Genomic DNA, 19,345 nt, shown 5'->3' with positions numbered 1-19,345 from the left:
GCTTCTTGGTTGTCCACAGTTTGCCTCTGCTTGCTGGCGTCCGGCCTCTTCTGCTCGCATATTCCTGCGCATGACGATGAAGTTCTCGAAGACAGAACTGCTTTCCGGCCAGTACGCCCTCCTCACCCATGCCCAGGCGCGCGCCGCCGGCCTGAGCCGGGCAACCATCCGGAATGCCATCAAACAACGGCGATGGCAGGTCGTCCTTCCTGCCGTCTACGCCACGTCCAACCGCGAACTCACCGACGACGACCGCCTCTACGCCGCTGTCCTCTACGGAGGTCCGTCCTCCGTCATCACAGGGGCGGCCGCGTGCACACGCCACGGTCTGCACTACGTGCCCACCGACCCATATGTGCGGCTCGCCGTACCGGCGACCGCAAGACCGAGCAGCCACGCTTTCGTGCGAGTCACGTGCACTCGTCGGCTGCCCGAACCGGTGCTCTGGGTACCCGGGCCCGCCTCACCGGCCGTCGCCACGAACATGACGGTGCCGCTGGCTCCGCTAGCGAGGGCCGCGCTAGATTCCGCACGAGACGTTGGCCTCGAGGTCACCCGAACCGTGCCTCATTTGAGCAACGGCCGACCGGTTCTATCCGCTTCCGGAGCTCGCGTCCACTACGACCACGCACTCCGCGCTGTACGTGCGCTGATCTGCGAAGCTGCTCAACCCGGATTGGCCAGCACAGAGGATCTCGTCCGGGAACTCGAGGAAGGCCCGCGACACGGCTCTGCGCTGGCGCGAAGAGCAATCGACGACGTCGTCGCCGGCTGCCGGTCGGCGCCCGAGTGCGAGTTGCGCGACTTACTGGCCCTGTCCGACGTCCTACCACCGGCGGTATTCAACGAGCTGATCCCTGGACTTAGGCGGCTGCGACCCGACGCATGCTGGCCGGTGCGACGGCTGATCGTCGAGATCGACTCGGCCGAGTGGCACCGCCGTGGCGATGCATACGAGCGAACCGAACAGCGACGTGCCTACTTGGCTTCACAGGGGTGGATCGTCATTCCAGTCTCGCCGCAGCGGCTTCGGGCCTGCCCGCACGAGGTGCTTGCGGAGATCGAAGCGGCGTACCTGGCTGCGCCGGTCGCCGCCTGATGCCCGTATCCCCCCACCCCACCCTGGTGATCGTCAGTGCGTTGTGGTCGCGCTGAGGTGATCGTCAGTGCGTTGTGGCTGCGGCTCTACGACCACAACCCACTGACGATCACCGATACGCGGAGCGTCCCAGAAGGGCACGCGGGGCTCTGCGCCACTAGACGTACTGCGCCACTAGACGTACTGCGCCACTAGACGTACTGCGCCGCTAGACGTACTGCGCCGCTGGACCTACTGCGCCGCCTACACCGAGCCTCGAGATCCGCGGCCGGCGTTCTGGGCGGCGGCGCGGTTGATGTCCCGGCCCTCCCGGGCGGTGATCACGCCGTCGTCGACGAGCTGGCCAGTGACCTCGCGGACGTGCCGGACGAACGCGCCCTGGTTCGGCCACTCCTCCCGGTCGACGATGAGGTCATTGATAGTGCAGCCGTTGCCCACGTCCCGGTTGACAACGCCGCTGTCCACACCGCCTACGACGACGGTCTCCCGGTCATCCGGCTCCGGGCACTCCAGCGGAGCGACGTCGAAGGTGACCTGCTGCCACTCCTCGACGTTGCCGGCCACGTCCACCGACCGGAACTCCACCGTCTGTTCGCCCTCGCCCATCACGACGAACGGCTCGTCGTACTCGACGGGCTCGTCGTCGCCGGCCATCCGGTAATGCGTCTCGCCCACACCGGAGGTCGCGTCCTCGGCCGCCAACGTCACGGTCACCGGGCCGACATAGCCGTCGCCGTCCTCGTCGCCGTCGAGCGTCGCCGACGTCTCCGGCGGCGCCTGGTCCAGCGAGACAGACACCGAGCCCACATCGGATGTGCCGGACTCGTTCGATGCCCGGTACTCGACGGTGTGCTCGCCATCCTCGTCCACGGTGACCGGCTCGTCGTACTCGAGCCACTCGTCGCCGCCCAGGCGGTACTCCACGTCGGCGCCATCATCGGCCGTCAGCGTCACGGTCACCGGCGAGACGTACCAGCCGGCGTCGCCGTCCGGCTCGTCCGGATCGAGTGCCGCCGAGACCTCCGGAGGATCACCCGGATCATCCGATTCGGGGCACACGTCCTCGTCCTCGCCCGCGAGAGCGAAGCACTGCCAGCTGACGGTGATCTCCTGGTCGTCCTGCTGCGAGGAGCTACCCGTGGCATAGACACCGAATGCGGGATCCTCCAGGCTGATCGACGGGCTGCTCGGGAATGTCGTCCACTCGGCTGTGCTGTCCGGGCGCCACTCGAACGTGTACGTGTCGCCCTGCTTGGTCAGCCGCAGCCACCAGTCGTCGACGTCGTCCGGTGCGGCGTCGTTCGTCACTTCAGCGGCGGCGCCGACCTCGGCCACCACCTCCGCGCTGACCGCACGCGGTTCACCCGGCTGGTTCGTCGCGACAAACCCGGCCTTCAGGTAGTTGTCATCGTCGTCGTAGACGAGTAGCCCCGCGTTCTGCCAGTTGCGCTCCAGCGGAGCATGCATCTTCGTCTCGACGCTCCAGTCACCCTCCGGTGCCTCCTGAAGCACCAGGTTCGGCAGATCCGTGTTGTTTCCGCCGAAGATGTCCTGGTCCGTCGTGGTGATGTGCAGCGCGCCGTCGGAGACATCCAGCAGATCCGTGTCGTAGCGCACGACGCGGTCCCACCGGCACCCGTCCAGCTCGCTGCCGGAGAAGTCGTCGCTGACCGAACGCTCCGCCGCATCGCCGGCGAACTCCAGCGAGAACCAGTTGTACGACGCCACAGGCGGCTCGGTCGCGTCCGCGCTGGTGGAGTTGGTGGCGTACACACCCACCGACGGATCGTCCAGACCGCCCAGATCGGTGGTGCCGATGCTGGTCCACGAGTCGCCGTCCGCCGAGAACTGCGCTTCGAGCGTGTCGCCGTCGTACACATAGCGCAGCTGGAACTCACTCGGGAAGTCGCCGCCCACGTTCACGTTGCCCTCGAACGACGGACTGCCACTCACCTCCTTGATGAGCTCGAACGCACGGCCGTTGTTGTGGACCATGCCGGCCTTCACATAGTGCTCCTCGTCGACCCACACCACGAGCCCGGCGTTCTGGTAGTTCTGAGCCGGCGTCCAGTTCATCGAGGTCGTCGCGGTCCACGCGCCGTCCGGCAAATCTTGAACGACGACGTTGGGCAGCGTGCCGTCGCCGGCGAAGAAGTCGCGGCCCAGCACGGTCTGGATGTTCAGCTGCCCATCCTCGACCGACAGGTTCTCAGCATCCGGTTCGACGACGGTCCACCGGTTCTCGTCCAGGCCGTCACCTTCGAAGTCGTCCCGGTCGACAACCGTCTCGTCCTCGCAGATCGGCATCTCCGGATCATCCGGGTCACCCGGGTCGTCCGGCGGGTCGCCGAACTCCATCCAGTTCACCCTGGCCTGGCCCTCAGGGAAGACCAGGTGCAGCGGGAACGTCCCGCTGGTCTCGGCCAGGTCGAAGGTGACATTCGCCCAGGAAGCGATCGTGTCGGACACCGCGATGGTGGCGTGGTTCTCCTGCGCCGACGAGTCGAGCGCCGTCGTGCCGCCGTCCTCGTCGAACTGGTACCAGGCCACGTTGCCGCCGCCGACGTCGCCACCACCCGGCGCCGCCATCAACGACTGGATCTCTTCCTGGCTCAGCGCGTGATCGAAGATGTTGAAGTCGTCCACGGCACCGTTGAGCAACGGGTCGGCCGCCCACTGGGACTCGCCGATCCAGTTCTGCTCCGTCGCACCCAAATCGGACGGGCTGAGCGTCATGTTGGTGTTGGTGCCGACCGGTTCACCGTTGAGATACAAGGTGCCCGTGGTACCGGACTGTGTGACCGCGACATGTTGCCAACCGTCGGTCGGTAGCGGCTGCTGGGCGTTGATCTGGTTCTCTGCCGCGCCACCGCCCGAGGTGGTGATCCCATATCTCATGTTGCCGGTTCCACCCGCGCTGGGGGTGAGGAACATGTACGTCCCTGTGCCGGAGCCGAAGTCGAAGATCCTCGTCCACGTCTGGCTGCCGTTCCAGTCCACCCAGGCGGAGATAGTGAAATCGTCGACGTCGCTCACAATGCCTTCGGGCATCTCAACATACTCGAGCGGCCCCGAGCTGTTGAGCCGCACGGCACTGCCGAATCCGTCCGGGCCGTCGACCCGGTCGACGCTCACCGTGCCGTCGATATCGGCGGTGCCGAGCAGTTCGCCATCCGGTGCATCGCGGCGTACCTCGACCGTGGTGTCGCTCAGCGCCGACGCGCGCAGCGTCAGCTGGTCGATGCCGTCGAGGTTGTACGGCTCATAGGAGGCCCAGTCGCCGTTCTGGCCGGCGATGGCGCTGGTGCCGCCGGTCTGGGAATCGTTGGCCGCGGACACGCTCACTCCGTCGGACGCGTCGTCGAAGAACTGAGCTTGCTTGCGCTTCGGCTGCAGCAGGTGAGTGACCCCACCGGTGAGCGGCTGGGCATCGGGATGGTCGCCGGTGTCGGTGTAGCTGGCCGTGATCACGGTAGCGATGTCGGCGTCCTCGCCGTGGTCCGCGTCGGCCTGGGTCTGGATCACACCCTCGCAGCCGGTCTGCGTCGGTCCCGGGTGCACGTGTGCACTTTCACCGGTGGAGTGCCACAGGCCGCGCTGGACGGTGACCTCGTCGCAGCTGATGCCGCCGTCGTCGGTCGAGCCTTCCTCGGCGTCGACGACGGTGACCTCATACGGGATCTCGTCGCCCCACTCGAAGATCTGGCCGTGGTGGGGGAACTCGATAGTCACCTCCGGCCGCGTGTTGCCGACGGTGATGGTCAGGCTCGAACTGCTCGACCGGTCCGTGGTGTCGGTGACGACCAGCTGTACCGGGTAGACCCCAGGCTCGGTGTAGGTGTACGTCGGGTTCGGATCGTCGCTGGTCGTGCCGTCGCCGAAGTTCCACTGGTACGTGATGTCCTCACCGTCGGGATCGAAGCTACCCTCGGACGAGAAGCTCACCTCTAGCGGCGGCTGGCCGTTGTCCGGAGTCGCCGACGCACTCGCCACCGGCGTCCGGCCACCCTTGACATAGCTGATCCGGTACAGCCCAGAGTCCGGGTTGACCCCGCCACCACCGAAGTTGAACGAGTCTCCCCATTCGATCAAGTACATGTTGCCGTCCGGGCCGAACTGCAGATCATGCGGCTTGCGGAAGCGCAACCCGTCGTCCATCCGGTAGCCGAACATGAACTCCTCGAACGAGCCCGGCACGTACTCGCCGTCGTCCATCGTGATACTGGCGATGATGTCGCGTTCCCACTCGATGACGAACGGTTTGCCGTCGTAGTACTCCGGGAACTTGCCTTCGGCTTCCAAGCCGGCATCGAAGTGGTAGACGTCGCCCATAAAGGCAGCCCGGCCGCAGCCGTAGTTCTGCCCGCCGGAGACGTTTCCACTCGGGATCTCCGGGAATGCCGGCGGCGCGGTGTACGGGCAATACGGATACCAGAGCGTGCGCGGAGTCGCCGGCGGCAGCTGTTCGAGGCCGGTGTTGCGCGGCGAGTCGTTCACCGCGCCGTTCTCGCAGTCATAGAAGTCGCCCGCCGGGCCGCTGGGGAACGTCCACTGCCGGTAGGGCTCCTGGGCGATGTAGCAGAACGGCCAGCCGTAGTTGCCGGCCTCGGTGACCTTGGTCCACGAGTCGTAGCCACGGGGGCCACGGTTCGGATCGGACCCGCCGGAAGGATTGGAGTCCGGGCCGACGTCACCGATCCAGAGCTCATCGGTCGCGGAGTCGATGCCGATGCCGAAGGGGTTGCGCAGACCCATCACATAGATCTCGGGGCGGGCCAGGTCGGCGTCGTACTCACCGTTCGGGAAGAGGTGATGATAGGCGTCGTTGGCCTCGGTGAACAAGTTGTCGTCAGGCACCGTGTAGGTGCTGCCGAGACCGGGCTCGTCACCCGGATCGTCGAGCGGCGTGATCCTGATGATCTTCCCGCGCAGGTCATTCGTATTGCCCGAACTGCGCCCGGCGTCCCAAGGCGCCCGCCCGTCGCGGTAGTCGATCGGGGCGAAGTTCTGCGACCCGAACGGGTTGGTGTCGTCGCCCGTGGACAGGTAGAGGTTGCCCTCGGAGTCGAACTTCAGGTCACCCGAGGAGTGGCAACATTCCTGCCGTTGGTGCGGAAACTCCAGGATGGCGACCTCGGAGTCCATGATCAGCGTCTCCCCCACCGGATCCAGTTCGAACCGGGAGATCCGCTGCAGCCCGCCCGCGGTGTTGTCGACCTCCATGCTGTCCGGATCGCTGTAGAAGAGATAGATGTGGTTGTTCTCTTCGAAGTCCGGGTCCAGCGCGATGCCCATCAGCCCGTTCTCGTGGTCACGGTAGACATCTAGCTGCCCGGCAACTCCGATCCCTTGAGTGTCCGGATGCCACACCTTCAAGGTGCCGGCCAGTTCGGTGTAGAAGACCCGGCCGTCGGGCGCGATGTCCATCTTCATCGGGTTGGCGGTGTTGTCGTCCAACGCGACCTTCTCGAACGCCGCCTCGGTGGGGATGCCTTCACGTGGCTCGCCGCAGTCGCCGTCGACCACGCCGGCCGCCCACTCGATGCCGCCCAGGATGTGCTGGCGCATATCCGCATCCTGGTAATGACTACTCGAATGGCCGATGGCCGTGTAGAAGGTGCGGCCGCCGTCGAACTCGTTGCACCAGGCGATCGGGTGATCGTCGCCCATCTGGCCGCCGTTGTATGTGGACTCGTCGACCGTGAGCAGCACGTGTGCCCCCGCGTCGCGGGGGTTGGCGGTGAAGTTGTACCACTCGTCGTCGGGCCACTCCCACGTTTCACCGAGGTGCGCCGTGGCGGGGTGGTCACCGTCTTCGACGTGCATGGTCGCGCTCTGGATGGGCGGATGGTTGGCGAAGAATGCGTGGCCCATCAGGTCGGACCACCAAGGCCAATCCGTCTTGTCCATGTTGGACGTCGAATGTAGTCCCACAAACCCGCCGCCGCGGTGAATGTAGCGTTCGAATGCGGTCCGCTGAGACGCGTTCAAGGTGTTTTCACCGTCGGTGAAGAACACGACAGCCGCGTAATTGTCCAGGTTTTCGTCACTGAACACCGTGGGGTCCTGCGTCTCGGTCACGGAGAACCCGTGTTCCGCGCCGAGTTCCTCGACGGCCTGAATCGCGGCCGGGATCGAGTCATGCCGAAAACCGGTCGTGAGGTGGAAGAACAGCACTTCGTATTCGTCGTGGTCGCCGTCGTGGTCGTGTGCGACGGCAGCGGGGAGAACCGCGCCGACGATCGTCGTTGCTAGCAATGCCAACGTTGCTGTTAGCGCTAACAGGAACCGGTGGACTCGTCTCATGGCATTCTCGCCCATCCTTAGTGCCGACTAATGACGAATGAATCGCGCGGAGAATCCGGAGTTAACGTGCCCTAAACATTGATCGCCCGTCCGAAATATGTCAAGTTATCCAAACGGTGGAGGATATCCGCATTTCGGAAACTCGCTTCTACCACGGGCGACGGACATCGCCATGGCCACATTCCGGCTCGAGGACGATCGGCCCGGCTGCCCACTTTCTGCCCTGACCGTTGCCGGAGCGAGGACGGCCACCGAGTGCCCGGGGCAGGATCATTGGTGCCGTCCGGTGGCCGGCAGCGTGTTCAGATCGCCGTTTTGGAAGCCGTCTTCCGCTGCCGATCACCGGTGAGCGGCGCGACTGTGTGTTCGGCTACCCCGGGGCCCTGAGGTGGATGGCAGTTTCTGGCACGACGATCTTCACGACCGCACAGCCCACGAGTACCGGTGCCCGTCGCCATTCACGCGACGATCACCAGCACCCCGGCCAGCCACGGCCCCCCATCCCAAAGGCGCAAGGAACCGGACGGCTCGCGTTACCAGGGCTTCGCCTGCCTCACCCGGCCCGCAGGCATGGTGACGCTGGGGAAAACCCACCAAACATGATCATTCAGGGCTAGCCGGTGGTGAGGGTGAGTTCGAAGGTGTAGCGGGAGGCGCGATAGATGTGCGACCCGTATTCGACGGCGCGGCCGGTATCGTCGTAGGCCACGCGAGTCATCGTGAGCAACGGCGCGCCTGGACGCTCGTCCAGCAGGCGGGCCTCCGACGCCCGTGCCGCGCGGCCGCCTATGGACTGCGTCGCGATCTTCAGGCTGATGCCGGCCGCCCTGATGATGTCGTACAGACCTTGCTCGGACAGCGCTTCCCGAGTGAGCTCGAGCGGGCCGACGGGAATGTAGTTGTGCATGATCGACAACGGCTCGTCACCGGTGAACCGGAGCCGTTCGATCACGTACACGTCGGAGTCAGTCCCCACGCCCAACGCCTCGGCCACTACCTCCGACGGATGCTCCACCTCGAAACGGAGCACCTCGGTTCGCGGCTCCCGGCCCGAGGTGCGAAGGTCGTCGAACAGGCTGGACAACTCCACCGGCCGGCGAACCTTCGGCTGCACCACCTGGGTCCCCACACCGCGCTTACGCACCAACAGGCCGCGATCAACCAGATACTCGATAGCCCGGCGCATGGTCGGCCGCGACAACCCCAGCTGATCAGCCAGCAAGATCTCATTGTCCAGACGAGTCCCGGGCGGATAGACACCGGACTCGATCAACTGCTCCAGATGCTGTGCGACCTGGAAGTACAACGGCACCGGACTGGCACGATCTACCACTAGTTGCGGAACATTTTCGGCCATCCGAACCCCTCACCGTTGAACGCGTACGGACAACAATATGTTAAGACAAGATTGGCGGCATATCCGCCGTGCACCCGGCCCCTTGTTGTCTTCCACCGCAAGGTACCGACTCACCGTACGGTGAGGCTACCGCTGAATCACAGTTCGGCAGATGTTAGGCAAAGGCCTGGTCAGAGTTAAAAGGTCGTGACATCCTGACAGCCAGACGTTGTAGTCAGTTATCACGGGGGTGTCTCGTGAACCTCGACGCACAGTGACTAGATGAGGTCTCAGCTCAGCTGATTGACCCGCGGTCACTCTCGCCAAGCCACGATCGCACGGCACAGCGACAGTTGGAGGATCAATGAAGATCTACCGCAAACGAGGAATGCTCACGGCAGCCGTTCTCGCATCCGCGCTCGTGCTCGCCGCGTGCGGAGATGATGCCGACGCTGACGACCCCGACAACGGCGAGGCCGCTCCGGACGAGGAAGAACAGCCCGACGACGCCGCGCCCGTCACTATCACGCTGGCAGAGAACGCCATCCGCGGTGGCAAGAACACCGAGGCCGCCGAGTGGATCGAGGACTCAGCGATTCCCGAGTTCGAGAACATGATGGCCGACGAAGGCGTCGAGGTCCAGGTTGTCTTCGAGGGCAGCGGCGCCGACGACGAAGACTACAAAACCACCATTGCTCTCGACCTCTCCACCGGAGGAGGGCCGGACGTGATCGGCGGCTTCGACGGCATCTGGGTCGGCGAGTTCGCTCAAGCCGATTACATCCAGCCGCTGGAGGAGATCCACCCAGACTCCAGCGCGTGGGACGGATGGGACCAGATCCCAGAGGCCGTGCAGGAGAACATGTCGTTCGAAGGCCAGCGGTACGGCATTCCGGGCGGCACCGACGGCCGGGTGATCTACTACAACACCGAACTGTTCGCCGAGGCCGGGCTTCCGGAGGACTGGCAGCCGACCAGCTGGGCGGAGATACTTGACGCCGCCCGCGCACTCCAGCAACTCGATGGCGTCGTTCCCCTTCAGCTCAACGGCGGAACCGCCATGGGAGAAGCCACCACCATGCAGGGATTCCTCCCCCTCTTGGTGGGCACCGGCGCGCACATCTACGACGAGGACGCCGGCACCTGGCAAGGCGCATCGCCGCAAATGGAACAGGTGCTCGAGTTCTACGCGGCCGTTTACGGGGACGAAGAACTCGGCGACCCACTGCTCCAGCAGGAGGCAGCCGGACGCGACAACTCCTTCCTCATGTTCTCCGAGGGTGAGATCGGCATGCTGATCGAGGGTGACTATCTCTGGCGCTCGGTGATCAACCCGGGATCAGACCTCGCACCGATGGAGAACCGCGACGACGTCATCGGCTGGGCGATGATCCCGGCCATGGAGCCGGGGGCCGGCGTCAACGGCCAGGACTTCGTCAGCATGTCGGGTGGTGGCGGCCGCGTCCTGAACCCGAATTCGGACAACCCGGAGGTCGCCTGGCGGCTCATGGAGTTCCTCGAGTCTCCGGACGCGTTGTTCGAGAGGCATGCCGACGACCCGCGCATCACCTCTCGGATGGATGTGAACGAGCAGCTCATCGACGACGACATGATCAGCTTCATCGCCGAAGAGGTACTGCCTATCACGTTCTACCGGCCAGGACTGGAGGAGTACCCAGCGGTCTCGATCGCCCTGCAAGAAGCCACCGAAGCCGTGGTCACCGGCGTATCGCCCGAAGACGCGGCCGCGCAGTACCAGTCCGCGCTCGAAGGGATCGTTGGTGCCGACAACATCACCGACTGATCAGCTGCCGCAGGGGCCCCGCGACAGCGCCGGGCCCCTGCGCCGGCAGTCCAAGAGACGGCTCGACCCGGACGCTGCTGGGCTAGGCCGGGCACGGGCCAGCGCCTTCGTTGCACCCGCGATGGTTCTGATCGGCGTCTTTCTGGTCTTTCCGGCGCTGTGGACGCTCTACCTGGGGGTCACGAACTGGCGGCTGACCGGCCTGGCGGCGGCCGAACCCGAGTTCGTCGGGCTGGACAACTACATCGACGCGTTGACCGACGACCGTTTTCTCGGCTCGCTCTCGCGTACCTTCGTCTTCGTCATCGGCTCTGCCCTGGCCGGTCAGATGGTTCTGGGTTTCACCATCGCCTGGCTGATGCGAAGCGCCGGCAAGACGATGCGAGGCGTGGTCGAGACCTTGGTGTTGCTTGCCTGGATCCTGCCGGCGTCAGTGATCGCCTGGCTGTGGCTTGTTCTGCTGGACCGCCGTGACGGCACACTGAACATGATCCTGGGCACTGAGGGCACGGCGTGGCTGCTCGAGTATCCGATGCAGTCGATCATCGCGTTCAACATCTTCAACGGCACCGCGTTCTCGATGCTGCTGTTCAGTTCGGCGCTGGCCTCGGTCCCGCCTTCGCAGCTGGAAACCGCGCGGATGTCTGGTGCCCGCACCTTGGCCATCCTGCGTGATGTCGTGTTCCCCAACATCCGGGGACACATCCTGACCGTCATGCTGCTGGTGACCTTGTGGACGTTCAATGTGTTCACACCATTCCTGCTGACCGGCGGCGGTCCCGGGCAAGAGACCGAGATCTTCCCGGTGCTCATCTACCGGCTGGCGTTGCAGACCGGTGAGCTCGGCCGGGGTGCCGCATTTTCGCTGATCATGATCGTGATCAACCTCGTCATCGCGCTGATCTACCTCCGGGTGCTGAGGGAGCGACGTCACACATGACCATCACGGATCAGCCGGCACCGACCCGGCACCACGACGCCGCGAGATTCACTCGAGCCGCTCTCGGGCGAATCGGGCGCTACGTCTTCATCGGCTTCGTCATCGCCTTCTTCGCCTTGCCGGTGCTCTGGCTCGTCACGGCACCGTTCGACCGCGCCCCGGCGCTGCGGCTGTCCGTGCCGGAGTTCACCCTCCGGAACTTCCAGGTGCTGCTGGAGAACCCGTACGCGCTGCGCTCTCTATGGAACTCGGTGATCATCTCGCTGGGCACGATGGCGATCGTCCTCGTGCTCGCCGCGCTTGCGTCGTACGCCTTGTCCCGGGTGCGGGTTCCCGGGCGCGACCTGCTGCTTTACACCCTGCTCCTGCTCTCGGCGATCGTCACCGGAACCGCGGCGATGGTGCCCATCTTCGTCCTGATCACCGAGCTTCGTTTGATGGACACCTATCTCGCGGTGGTGCTCGTGATGGCCGGCGGCCTGCTCCCCGCCGCCATCTTCATCCTGAAAGACTTCATGGACAACACCCCGAAGTCTTACGAGGAATCCGCCCGGGTGTTCGGAGCCTCGTCCTTGCAGATCCTGCGCCACGTCGTTGTACCTATCGCACGGCCAGGACTGGCGACCATCGCCGTATGGGGTGTCGTGCAGGTGTGGGGGAACTTCTTGATCCCATTCATCCTGCTGCGCTCGCCCGATCAGTTCCCGGCGGCGGTCGTCATGTTCACCCTGTACACCGAGGGCGGTCAGCCGAACCTGGCCCTGATCTCAGCGTTCTCCCTGCTGTTCTCCATCCCCGTAGTGCTGCTGTATCTGTTCGTCAACAAGCGCTACGGGTTCCGTTTCTACGGAGGTATCAAGAGCTGATGGCAGCGATCACCACCCAGCAGTTGGTCAAGGAGTTCCCGGGCGGCGTCCGCGCCGTCGACGGTCTCGATCTCACCATCGAAGACGGCGAGTTCTTCGCGTTGCTGGGTCCCTCCGGATGCGGGAAGACGACGCTGCTTCGCACCATCGCCGGCCTGGAGGCCGCCACCGAGGGGCGGTTGTTCATCGGCGAGCGAGATGTCACCGATATGGAGCCCGGGCAACGTCAGATCGCCATGGTCTTCCAGGACTACGCGCTCTTCCCGCACATGACCGTCGCGGACAACATCGCCTATCCGCTCAGACTCCAGAAGGTGCCGCGCAAGAGCCGGCTGGCGACCGCTGAGGAAACCGCCGAAGGCCTGGCGCTACACGGCCTCGCCGGTCGGCGCCCCGGCCAGCTGTCCGGCGGGCAGCAGCAGAGGGTCGCGTTGGCTCGTGCGGTCGCGAGCAACCCCCAGGTGTTCCTGTTCGACGAGCCGCTCTCCAACCTCGACGCCCGGCTTCGCCTGGAGGCCCGGACATTTCTCAAAGGGCTGCAGCGCGAACTTGGCGTCACCACCGTGTTCGTCACCCATGACCAAGCCGAGGCGCTCGCCTTGGCCGACCGGATGGCCATCATGAAGGACGGCCGGATCCAGCAGATCGGCAGTCCGCGCGAAGTCTTCGCCCGGCCGGCGAATACGTTCGTCGCCGGTTTCGTTGGCTCCACGCCGATGAATCTGCATTCGGCCACCGTCTCCGGCGACCGAGTCAAGGTGGCGGGCTCGACGCTGCCACTGCCATCGTCCGCGGAAGGACAGGTCGACGACGGTGACCAGGTCACCTGGGGCGCACGCCCGGAGTACCTGCAGTGGTCCCCCACACCGGTTGATGACGCCATCGAAGGAACCGCCACCATCGTGGAGAACCTCGGAGCCGCCGCACTGATCACGGTGGAGACCGACGAAGCCCGGATCCAAGTGGTGGTCGACGAAGACGAGGAGCCGCCCTCCGGTACACGCGGCTGGGTAGTGCCCCGCCGCGACCGCACGCTGCTCTTCGACGCCTCCGAGGGCGCGCTGATTCACGGCTGAATGCTGCGCTATACCCGGCACCGCAACGCACGTCGCGGGCCGCAATGAGGAAGCTTATGGCTGCCCCAGCAACCATAAGCTTCCTTATTGCGCCTACTGGCGCCGTCACGCTTCCTTGTGGTGGTTGAACTACAGACTCGCCGGCCGTGGTTATCCACAGATCCGTCATCGGCGTTCCATCTCGGGGGATGCGTTGCGAGGATCGGCGCATGCAGATGTCACCGGCGTTGCGCGCGCTGGCTTCCGCGCAGGACGGGCTGATCACGAGGCGGCAAGCGTTGCAAGCCGGGCTGAGCCCGGCCGCTATCCGGCATGCCTTGGGTCCTCGCGGACCGTGGCAACGCTTCTTGCCGGGTGTGTATGTGACGTTCACCGGGCCGTTGCAGGAGCGGCATCGGGTGCGAGGCGCGCTGCTCTACGCCGGTGAGGAGGCTGTGCTGACCGGATCGGCCGCGTGCCGTGGATATGGCATGCGGTATGTGCCCGCCACGCCAGGAGCCGTGCTGCTCGTGCCGCCGTATGTGCGTCGAGCCGCGATCCCCGTCGCCACCATTCGCCGGGTTCGCTCGATGCCCGTGGCCCGCGTGATCCGCGGTATCCCGTGCGCGCCGCCCGAGCGAGCCGCGATCGACGCAACCCATGAGGTGGACGGCCTCCGGGACGCCAGGGCAGCGCTGTGTGAGGTCGTGCAGTGCGGCCTGACAACAGTCGATCGGCTGGGAGCCGAATACGTCCGGATGGATCCTCGTGGGCTGGCATTCGCCCGGCAAGCGCTCGCCGACGTCCGAGCTGGTTGCCGGTCCGCGCCCGAATGTGAGCTCCGTGACCTCGTCCGCGGTAGCCGCGACCTGGACGAGCCGCGGTGGAACGAGCCCTTGCCCGACGCGCCGGACCTCGTGCCCGACGCCCACTATGAGAGCATCCGACTGGTTCTCGAGGTCGAGTCGATCGAGTGGCATCGGTTCGGCGACGCCCCGGAGGCGACCGAGCGGCGTCGTGCCCGCCTCGCCAGCCTCGGCTGGCGGGTCCTGCCGGTATCGCCGCGCCGGATCCGCGAAGAACCCGGTGCGGTGCTCAGCGAGATACGGTCAGCCATCAACCACCAGCTCCGCCACGCGGCGTAAGGCCGGACCCAGCGCGCTGCCAGCATGTCACCGCACCGCAATGAGGAAGCTTGTGGTTGCCCCAGCGACAATGAGCTTCCTTGTTGGCAGCCGGTATATCAAGCTTCCTGGCAGCACGCGGCCGGCCTGAGCGAGTCTTGTTCGATCACAGTTGGGCCAATGTTACGCGGAGGTCTAGACCAAGTTAAAAGGTCATGACATGCTGACAGCCTCATGATCGGTGTAGGCCGACATCAGTTGGCCCACTGTGCTGGCTGGAGGAAGAATTGAAGACCTACCTCAGAGGTAGCAGATTTGCCGCTGCGCTGTTCGCTTCCGTGCTTGTGCTCGCTGCTTGCGGCGGCGACGACAACGACACGTCCGACGACAACAACGCGGCCCAGGAAGCGCCCGAACCCTCGGACGAGCCCGTTCACCTGACAATCTCTCACAACGCCGTACGCCCGGACGTCGTCGCCGTCTGGATCGAGGACTACGTCATCCCCGAGTTCGAGGCCAAGATGGCCGACGAGGGCCGCGAGGTCACCGTAGAGCACATCGAGGGCGGGGTGGACGACTACAAGACACAGCTCGCCCTCGACCTCTCGGTCGGTGAAGGGCCGGACATCACCTCGTTCGACCAGTTCTGGACCGCTGAATTCGCCGCCGGCGGGCTGATCGAGCCACTGCACACCGTCGTCGGCGACGTCGTCAACGACTGGGAGGGCTGGGAGCAGATTCCCGAGGCGGTCAGCGGATCCCTGGACGTCGACGGCGAACGCTACGGCATCCCGCTCGGCACCGACGGCCGGGTGCTGTTCTTCCGCACCGACCTGTTCGAGGAAGCCGGTCTGCCCACGGACTGGCAGCCGACGTCGTGGGACGAGATCCTCGACGCGGCCCGTACCATCCAGTCCGAGCTTCCCGACGTCATTCCGATGCAGCTCAACGCCGGGGTGAACATGGAGGAAGCCACCACCTTGCAGGGCTTCATCCCGATCCTGCTCGGTGCCGGCGGCGATCTCTACGCCGACGACGGCTGGCAGGGCGACACCCCTGAACTACGGGAGACACTGGAGTTCTACTCCACCGTGTTCGACGAGGGCTTGGCCGACTCCGATATGCAGCTGGTCACCGACGGCCGCGACCGGTCGTTCGAGGCGTTCGCGGACGGCAACCTCGCCATCATGATCGAAAGCGACTACCTCTGGCGAGGTGTCATCAACCCCGACGGCGGATTCCCGATCGAGAACCGGGAAGACCTCGTCGGCTGGGCGTTGATTCCTGCCAAGCAGCCCGGCGCCGGTATCAACGGCCAGGACTTCGTCTCGGCGTCCGGCGGCACGGGCCGGATCATCAACCCGAACACCGAGCACCCGCTCGAGGCCTGGGAGCTGCTGTCCTTCATGGCCACCTACGAGGCTCAGCTCGACTGGGTCGAACGTGAACCTCGCATCACCGCACGAGAGGACGTCAACGAGATCGGCATCGCCGACGACCCCATGCAGACCTTCGTCGCCGAGGAAGTGCTGCCGCTCACCTGGTACCGACCGGGCTTCGAGGAATACCCCCAGGTCTCCGAGGCGATCCAGCGGATGGTGGAGAACGTGATCGCCGGTCGTTCCGATGTTGACTCGGCCGCGCAGGAGTTCCACTCCAACCTCGAGGGAATCGTCGGCGCCGAGAACGTCTCCGGCGGGTGAACGGCGATCCCCGACACCATGCGATCTCTTCCCACTGAACCGGCTGTCCACCGAAGGACCGCCGAATGACGGCCGACGACGGGCGCCGCCGCAACGACGCGGCGGCGCCCGGACATGACGTCCCCACCGGCGCCGACGGCGAACAGCCCGGCCCCGCCGGTGGCGGTACCGTCCAGCCAGTCCTCGCCGACGAGGGCACCACATCCGTTCCCGAACCCGAACCGCGGCCGAAAGCCGACGCGACGGCCGAGGTCGCGGTGATCAACAAGCCGACCGCGATCGGTTTCGTCGCTCCCGCCCTGGGACTCATCGGCGTCTTCATGATGTTCCCCGCGGTCTGGGCGCTTTACCTCGGGCTCACCAACTACCGGGTCACCGGAACCGCGGCCCGCGAACCGGAGTTCGTCGGCACCGACAACTTCACGCGGGCGCTCGAAGACCCACTGTTCACCAGCTCACTGTGGATCACGCTGATCTTCATGGCGTTCTCCGGTGTCGTCGGCCAGATGGGCCTCGGTTTCACCCTCGCCTGGCTGTTCCGGCGGTGGCGAGGCTGGACCCGGCGCACCATCGAAGTCCTGGTGATCATGTCGTGGATCATCCCCGGCTCGGTGGTGGCATTCCTGTGGCGGGCCTTCCTCGACGGCGAGGGCGGCACGCTCAACGCGCTGATCCCCGGTGACGTCACCACCGAGTGGCTGCTCCGGCAGCCGCTGCTGGCCATCATCGTCTTCAACATCTGGCGCGGCACGGCCTTCGCCATGCTGTTGTTCGACGCCGCGCTGAACACCCTGCCGCCGTCGCACCTGGAGACCGCCAAGGTGTCCGGCGCCTCCACCTGGCAAACGCTGCGCGACATCGTGTTCCCGGCCGTACGGGGGCACATGCTGACCACCGCGCTGCTGGTCAGCATGTGGACGTTCAACCTGTTCACGCCGTTCCTGCTGACCGGTGGCGGCCCGAACTACCAGACCGAGGTGCTCGCCATCTACGTCTACCGGGTCGGTTTCGGCCAGGGTGACTTCGGCTTCGGCTCGGCGGTGTCGGCCGTCATGCTGGTGATCAACTTGATCATCGCGCTGGTCTACTTCCGGGTGCTGCGCGATAGGAGGAAAAAGGCATGAGGCTGATGTCCTCCTTGCAGATCGACGAGACCGATCCCATGACCACGGTCAAAGCATTGCTCTCCCGGATCGGACTGTACCTCTTCGCCGTCATCGTCGGGCTGTTCTTCGCCGTGCCTATGTTGTGGCTGCTGACGGCGCCGTTCGATGCCACGCCAGGGCTGAACGTGTCGTGGCCGTCGTTCACGCTCGACAACTTCAAGGGTGTGTTCGAGAACCCTCGGGCGGTGACGTCGCTGCGAAACTCGCTGGTGCTGGCGGTGATCGCCACCGGATGTGTGGTGGTGTCGGCAGCCTTCGCCGGCTACGCGCTGTCCCGGGTGCGGATTCCGGGCCGGAACCTGCTGCTGTACATGCTGATGCTGTTCTCCGCAGTGGTGAGCGGCACGGCGACCATGGTGCCGACGTTCCTGCTCATCTACGAGATCGGGCTGATCAACACGCACACCGGGGTGGTGCTCATCCTGACCGGAGGTATGCTCCCCACCGCGTTGTTCATCCTCAAAGACTTCATGGACTCCGTCCCGCGCAGCTATGAGGAATCGGCGCAGGTGGCCGGCGCGTCGTCGATCCAGATCCTGAAGGACATCGTCGTTCCCGTGGTCCGGCCCGGGCTGGCCGTCATCGCGGTGTGGGCGCTGGTGAACATCTGGGGCGACTTCCTCACCCCGTTCATCCTTCTGCGCAGCGCCGACCTGTACCCGGCGGCCGTGGTCATCTACAACTTCTACGACGAGACCGGCCGCCCAGATCTGAGCTTGGTGTCCGCCTTCGCCTTCCTCTATTCGATCCCGGTGGTGTTGATGTATCTGTTCGTGAATGCCCGCTACGGCTTCCGCTTCCACGGAGGAATCAAACGATGACGGCGAGTGTCACACTCAGCTCCCTCGTCAAGGAGTTCCCCGGTGGGGTCCGCGCTCTTGACGGGATCGACCTGACCATCGAGGCAGGTGAGTTCTTCGCGTTGCTCGGCCCGTCCGGCTGTGGCAAGACGACCATGCTGCGGACCATCGCCGGGCTGGAAACCGCGACGTCGGGAAAGATCCTGATCGACGACCGCGACGTCACCAAGGTGCCGGCCGGCAAACGCAACGTCGCCATGGTGTTCCAGGACTATGCCCTGTACCCGCACATGACCGTCGTCGACAACGTCGCCTATCCACTGAAGGTCCGCAAGATAGGCAAGGAAGAGCGGCGTAAGACGGCGGCCGAGGCGGCCTCCAACCTCCAGCTGGAGAAGCTGCTGGAACGTCGCCCCGGCCAGCTCTCCGGTGGGCAGCAGCAGCGTGTCGCGCTGGCCCGGGCCGTGGCGTATCACGCGAACCTCTTCCTGTTCGACGAGCCGCTGTCGAACCTGGACGCCCGGCTGAGGCTGGAGGCCCGCACGTTCCTCAAGCGGCTGCAGAAAGAACTGGGGATCACCACCATCTACGTCACCCACGACCAATCGGAGGCGCTGGCGCTGGCCGACCGGATCGCGGTGATGGAGCTCGGGCACCTCCGCCAGCTGGACACCCCGGCCGTGGTGTACGAGCGCCCAGCGTCGCTGTTCGTGGCGTCGTTCATCGGGTCGACCCCGATGAACCTGGTGCCAGGTGTGGTCCGCAACGGCGACATCGACATCAAGGGCACGCCGTTCCCGGTGCCGTCGTCGGCGGCGGCGCATGTCACCGAGGGTGAAGAGGTGGTGCTGGGCTTCCGGCCTGAGCACACCGAGGTCACGACCGAACCCGGAGCGTCGTTCGAGGGCGAGGTCGCCGTCGTCGAACTCCTCGGCATCGACCATCTCGTGACGGTCGAGCGGGACGGCGTCTCCGTTCAGGCCACCACCAGGGTGCCACCACAGGTGGGCGAGCGGGTGCGGCTCGCGGCGCCGCAGGAGCACACGCTGCTGTACCGCGCCGGAGACGGCGGGTTGGTGGGTTCGCCGCGGCTGGAAGTAGCATCGGCGGCCGTCACTGGGTCTGCGGTGTCGTGATGAGGGTCGA

12 protein-coding genes are annotated in these 19,345 nt (G+C 65.3%); 10 read left to right on the top strand and 2 right to left on the bottom strand.

Translation table 11 applies throughout. The features are described from left to right. The first annotated feature begins 70 nt into the window (after window positions 1–70). Window positions 71–1,099, top strand: a complete 1,029-nt coding sequence (locus tag F7O44_RS07695) for a PDDEXK family nuclease (protein WP_162449644.1) — start codon at window positions 71–73, stop codon at window positions 1,097–1,099. Window positions 1,100–1,342: 243 nt separating this feature from the next. On the opposite strand, the gene F7O44_RS07690 is transcribed toward F7O44_RS07695, so the two are convergent. Both F7O44_RS07690 and F7O44_RS07685 read right to left on the bottom strand, forming a co-directional pair. After that, window positions 1,343–7,405, bottom strand: a complete 6,063-nt coding sequence (locus tag F7O44_RS07690) for a ThuA domain-containing protein (protein WP_162449643.1) — start codon at window positions 7,403–7,405, stop codon at window positions 1,343–1,345. Window positions 7,406–8,018: 613 nt separating this feature from the next. Continuing rightward, window positions 8,019–8,762: a GntR family transcriptional regulator gene (locus F7O44_RS07685; RefSeq protein ID WP_162449642.1), complete on the bottom strand. Its 744-nt coding sequence runs from the start codon at window positions 8,760–8,762 to the stop codon at window positions 8,019–8,021. Between the two features lie 343 nt (window positions 8,763–9,105). On the opposite strand from F7O44_RS07685, the gene F7O44_RS07680 reads away from it, so the two are divergent. The 9 genes from F7O44_RS07680 (at window position 9,106) to F7O44_RS07640 (ending at window position 19,335) form a co-directional block, all read left to right on the top strand. Next, window positions 9,106–10,545 carry an extracellular solute-binding protein gene (locus F7O44_RS07680; protein WP_162449641.1) on the top strand — a complete coding sequence of 480 codons (1,440 nt, stop codon included), beginning with the start codon at window positions 9,106–9,108 and terminating at the stop codon, window positions 10,543–10,545. Continuing rightward, window positions 10,523–11,485, top strand: coding sequence for a carbohydrate ABC transporter permease (locus tag F7O44_RS30100; protein ID WP_222851164.1), 963 nt, complete (start codon window positions 10,523–10,525; stop codon window positions 11,483–11,485). Before F7O44_RS07680 ends, F7O44_RS30100 begins: the two co-directional genes overlap by 23 nt. Next, window positions 11,482–12,351, top strand: a complete 870-nt coding sequence (locus F7O44_RS07670) for a carbohydrate ABC transporter permease (protein ID WP_162449640.1) — start codon at window positions 11,482–11,484, stop codon at window positions 12,349–12,351. The genes F7O44_RS30100 and F7O44_RS07670 overlap by 4 nt, the downstream gene beginning before the upstream one ends. After that, window positions 12,351–13,427: an ABC transporter ATP-binding protein gene (locus tag F7O44_RS07665; RefSeq protein ID WP_162449639.1), complete on the top strand. Its 1,077-nt coding sequence runs from the start codon at window positions 12,351–12,353 to the stop codon at window positions 13,425–13,427. The genes F7O44_RS07670 and F7O44_RS07665 overlap by 1 nt, the downstream gene beginning before the upstream one ends. Before the next feature lie 209 nt (window positions 13,428–13,636). Beyond that, window positions 13,637–14,551 (top strand): hypothetical protein, encoded by a 915-nt coding sequence (locus tag F7O44_RS07660; protein WP_162449638.1) that lies wholly within the window; start codon window positions 13,637–13,639, stop codon window positions 14,549–14,551. Window positions 14,552–14,817: 266 nt separating this feature from the next. Then, entirely contained in the window at window positions 14,818–16,233 is a 1,416-nt protein-coding gene (locus F7O44_RS07655) for an extracellular solute-binding protein (protein WP_162449637.1), read from the top strand. A 65-nt stretch (window positions 16,234–16,298) separates the two neighbouring features. Continuing rightward, on the top strand, window positions 16,299–17,357 hold the full coding sequence (locus F7O44_RS07650) for a carbohydrate ABC transporter permease (protein WP_222851163.1): 1,059 nt from the start codon (window positions 16,299–16,301) through the stop codon (window positions 17,355–17,357). Further along, window positions 17,354–18,220: a carbohydrate ABC transporter permease gene (locus F7O44_RS07645; protein ID WP_222851162.1), complete on the top strand. Its 867-nt coding sequence runs from the start codon at window positions 17,354–17,356 to the stop codon at window positions 18,218–18,220. Before F7O44_RS07650 ends, F7O44_RS07645 begins: the two co-directional genes overlap by 4 nt. Beyond that, the gene (locus F7O44_RS07640) at window positions 18,217–19,335 is read left to right on the top strand and encodes an ABC transporter ATP-binding protein (RefSeq protein WP_162449636.1); all 1,119 of its coding nucleotides are present in this window, start codon (window positions 18,217–18,219) and stop codon (window positions 19,333–19,335) included. The genes F7O44_RS07645 and F7O44_RS07640 overlap by 4 nt, the downstream gene beginning before the upstream one ends. Window positions 19,336–19,345: the final 10 nt, after the last annotated feature.

The sequence above is a fragment of the Phytoactinopolyspora mesophila genome (genome assembly GCF_010122465.1).
GTDB lineage: Bacteria > Actinomycetota > Actinomycetes > Jiangellales > Jiangellaceae > Phytoactinopolyspora > Phytoactinopolyspora mesophila.
Note: the sequence above shows the minus strand (reverse complement) of the source record. Positions and strands in the feature narration are given on the sequence as shown.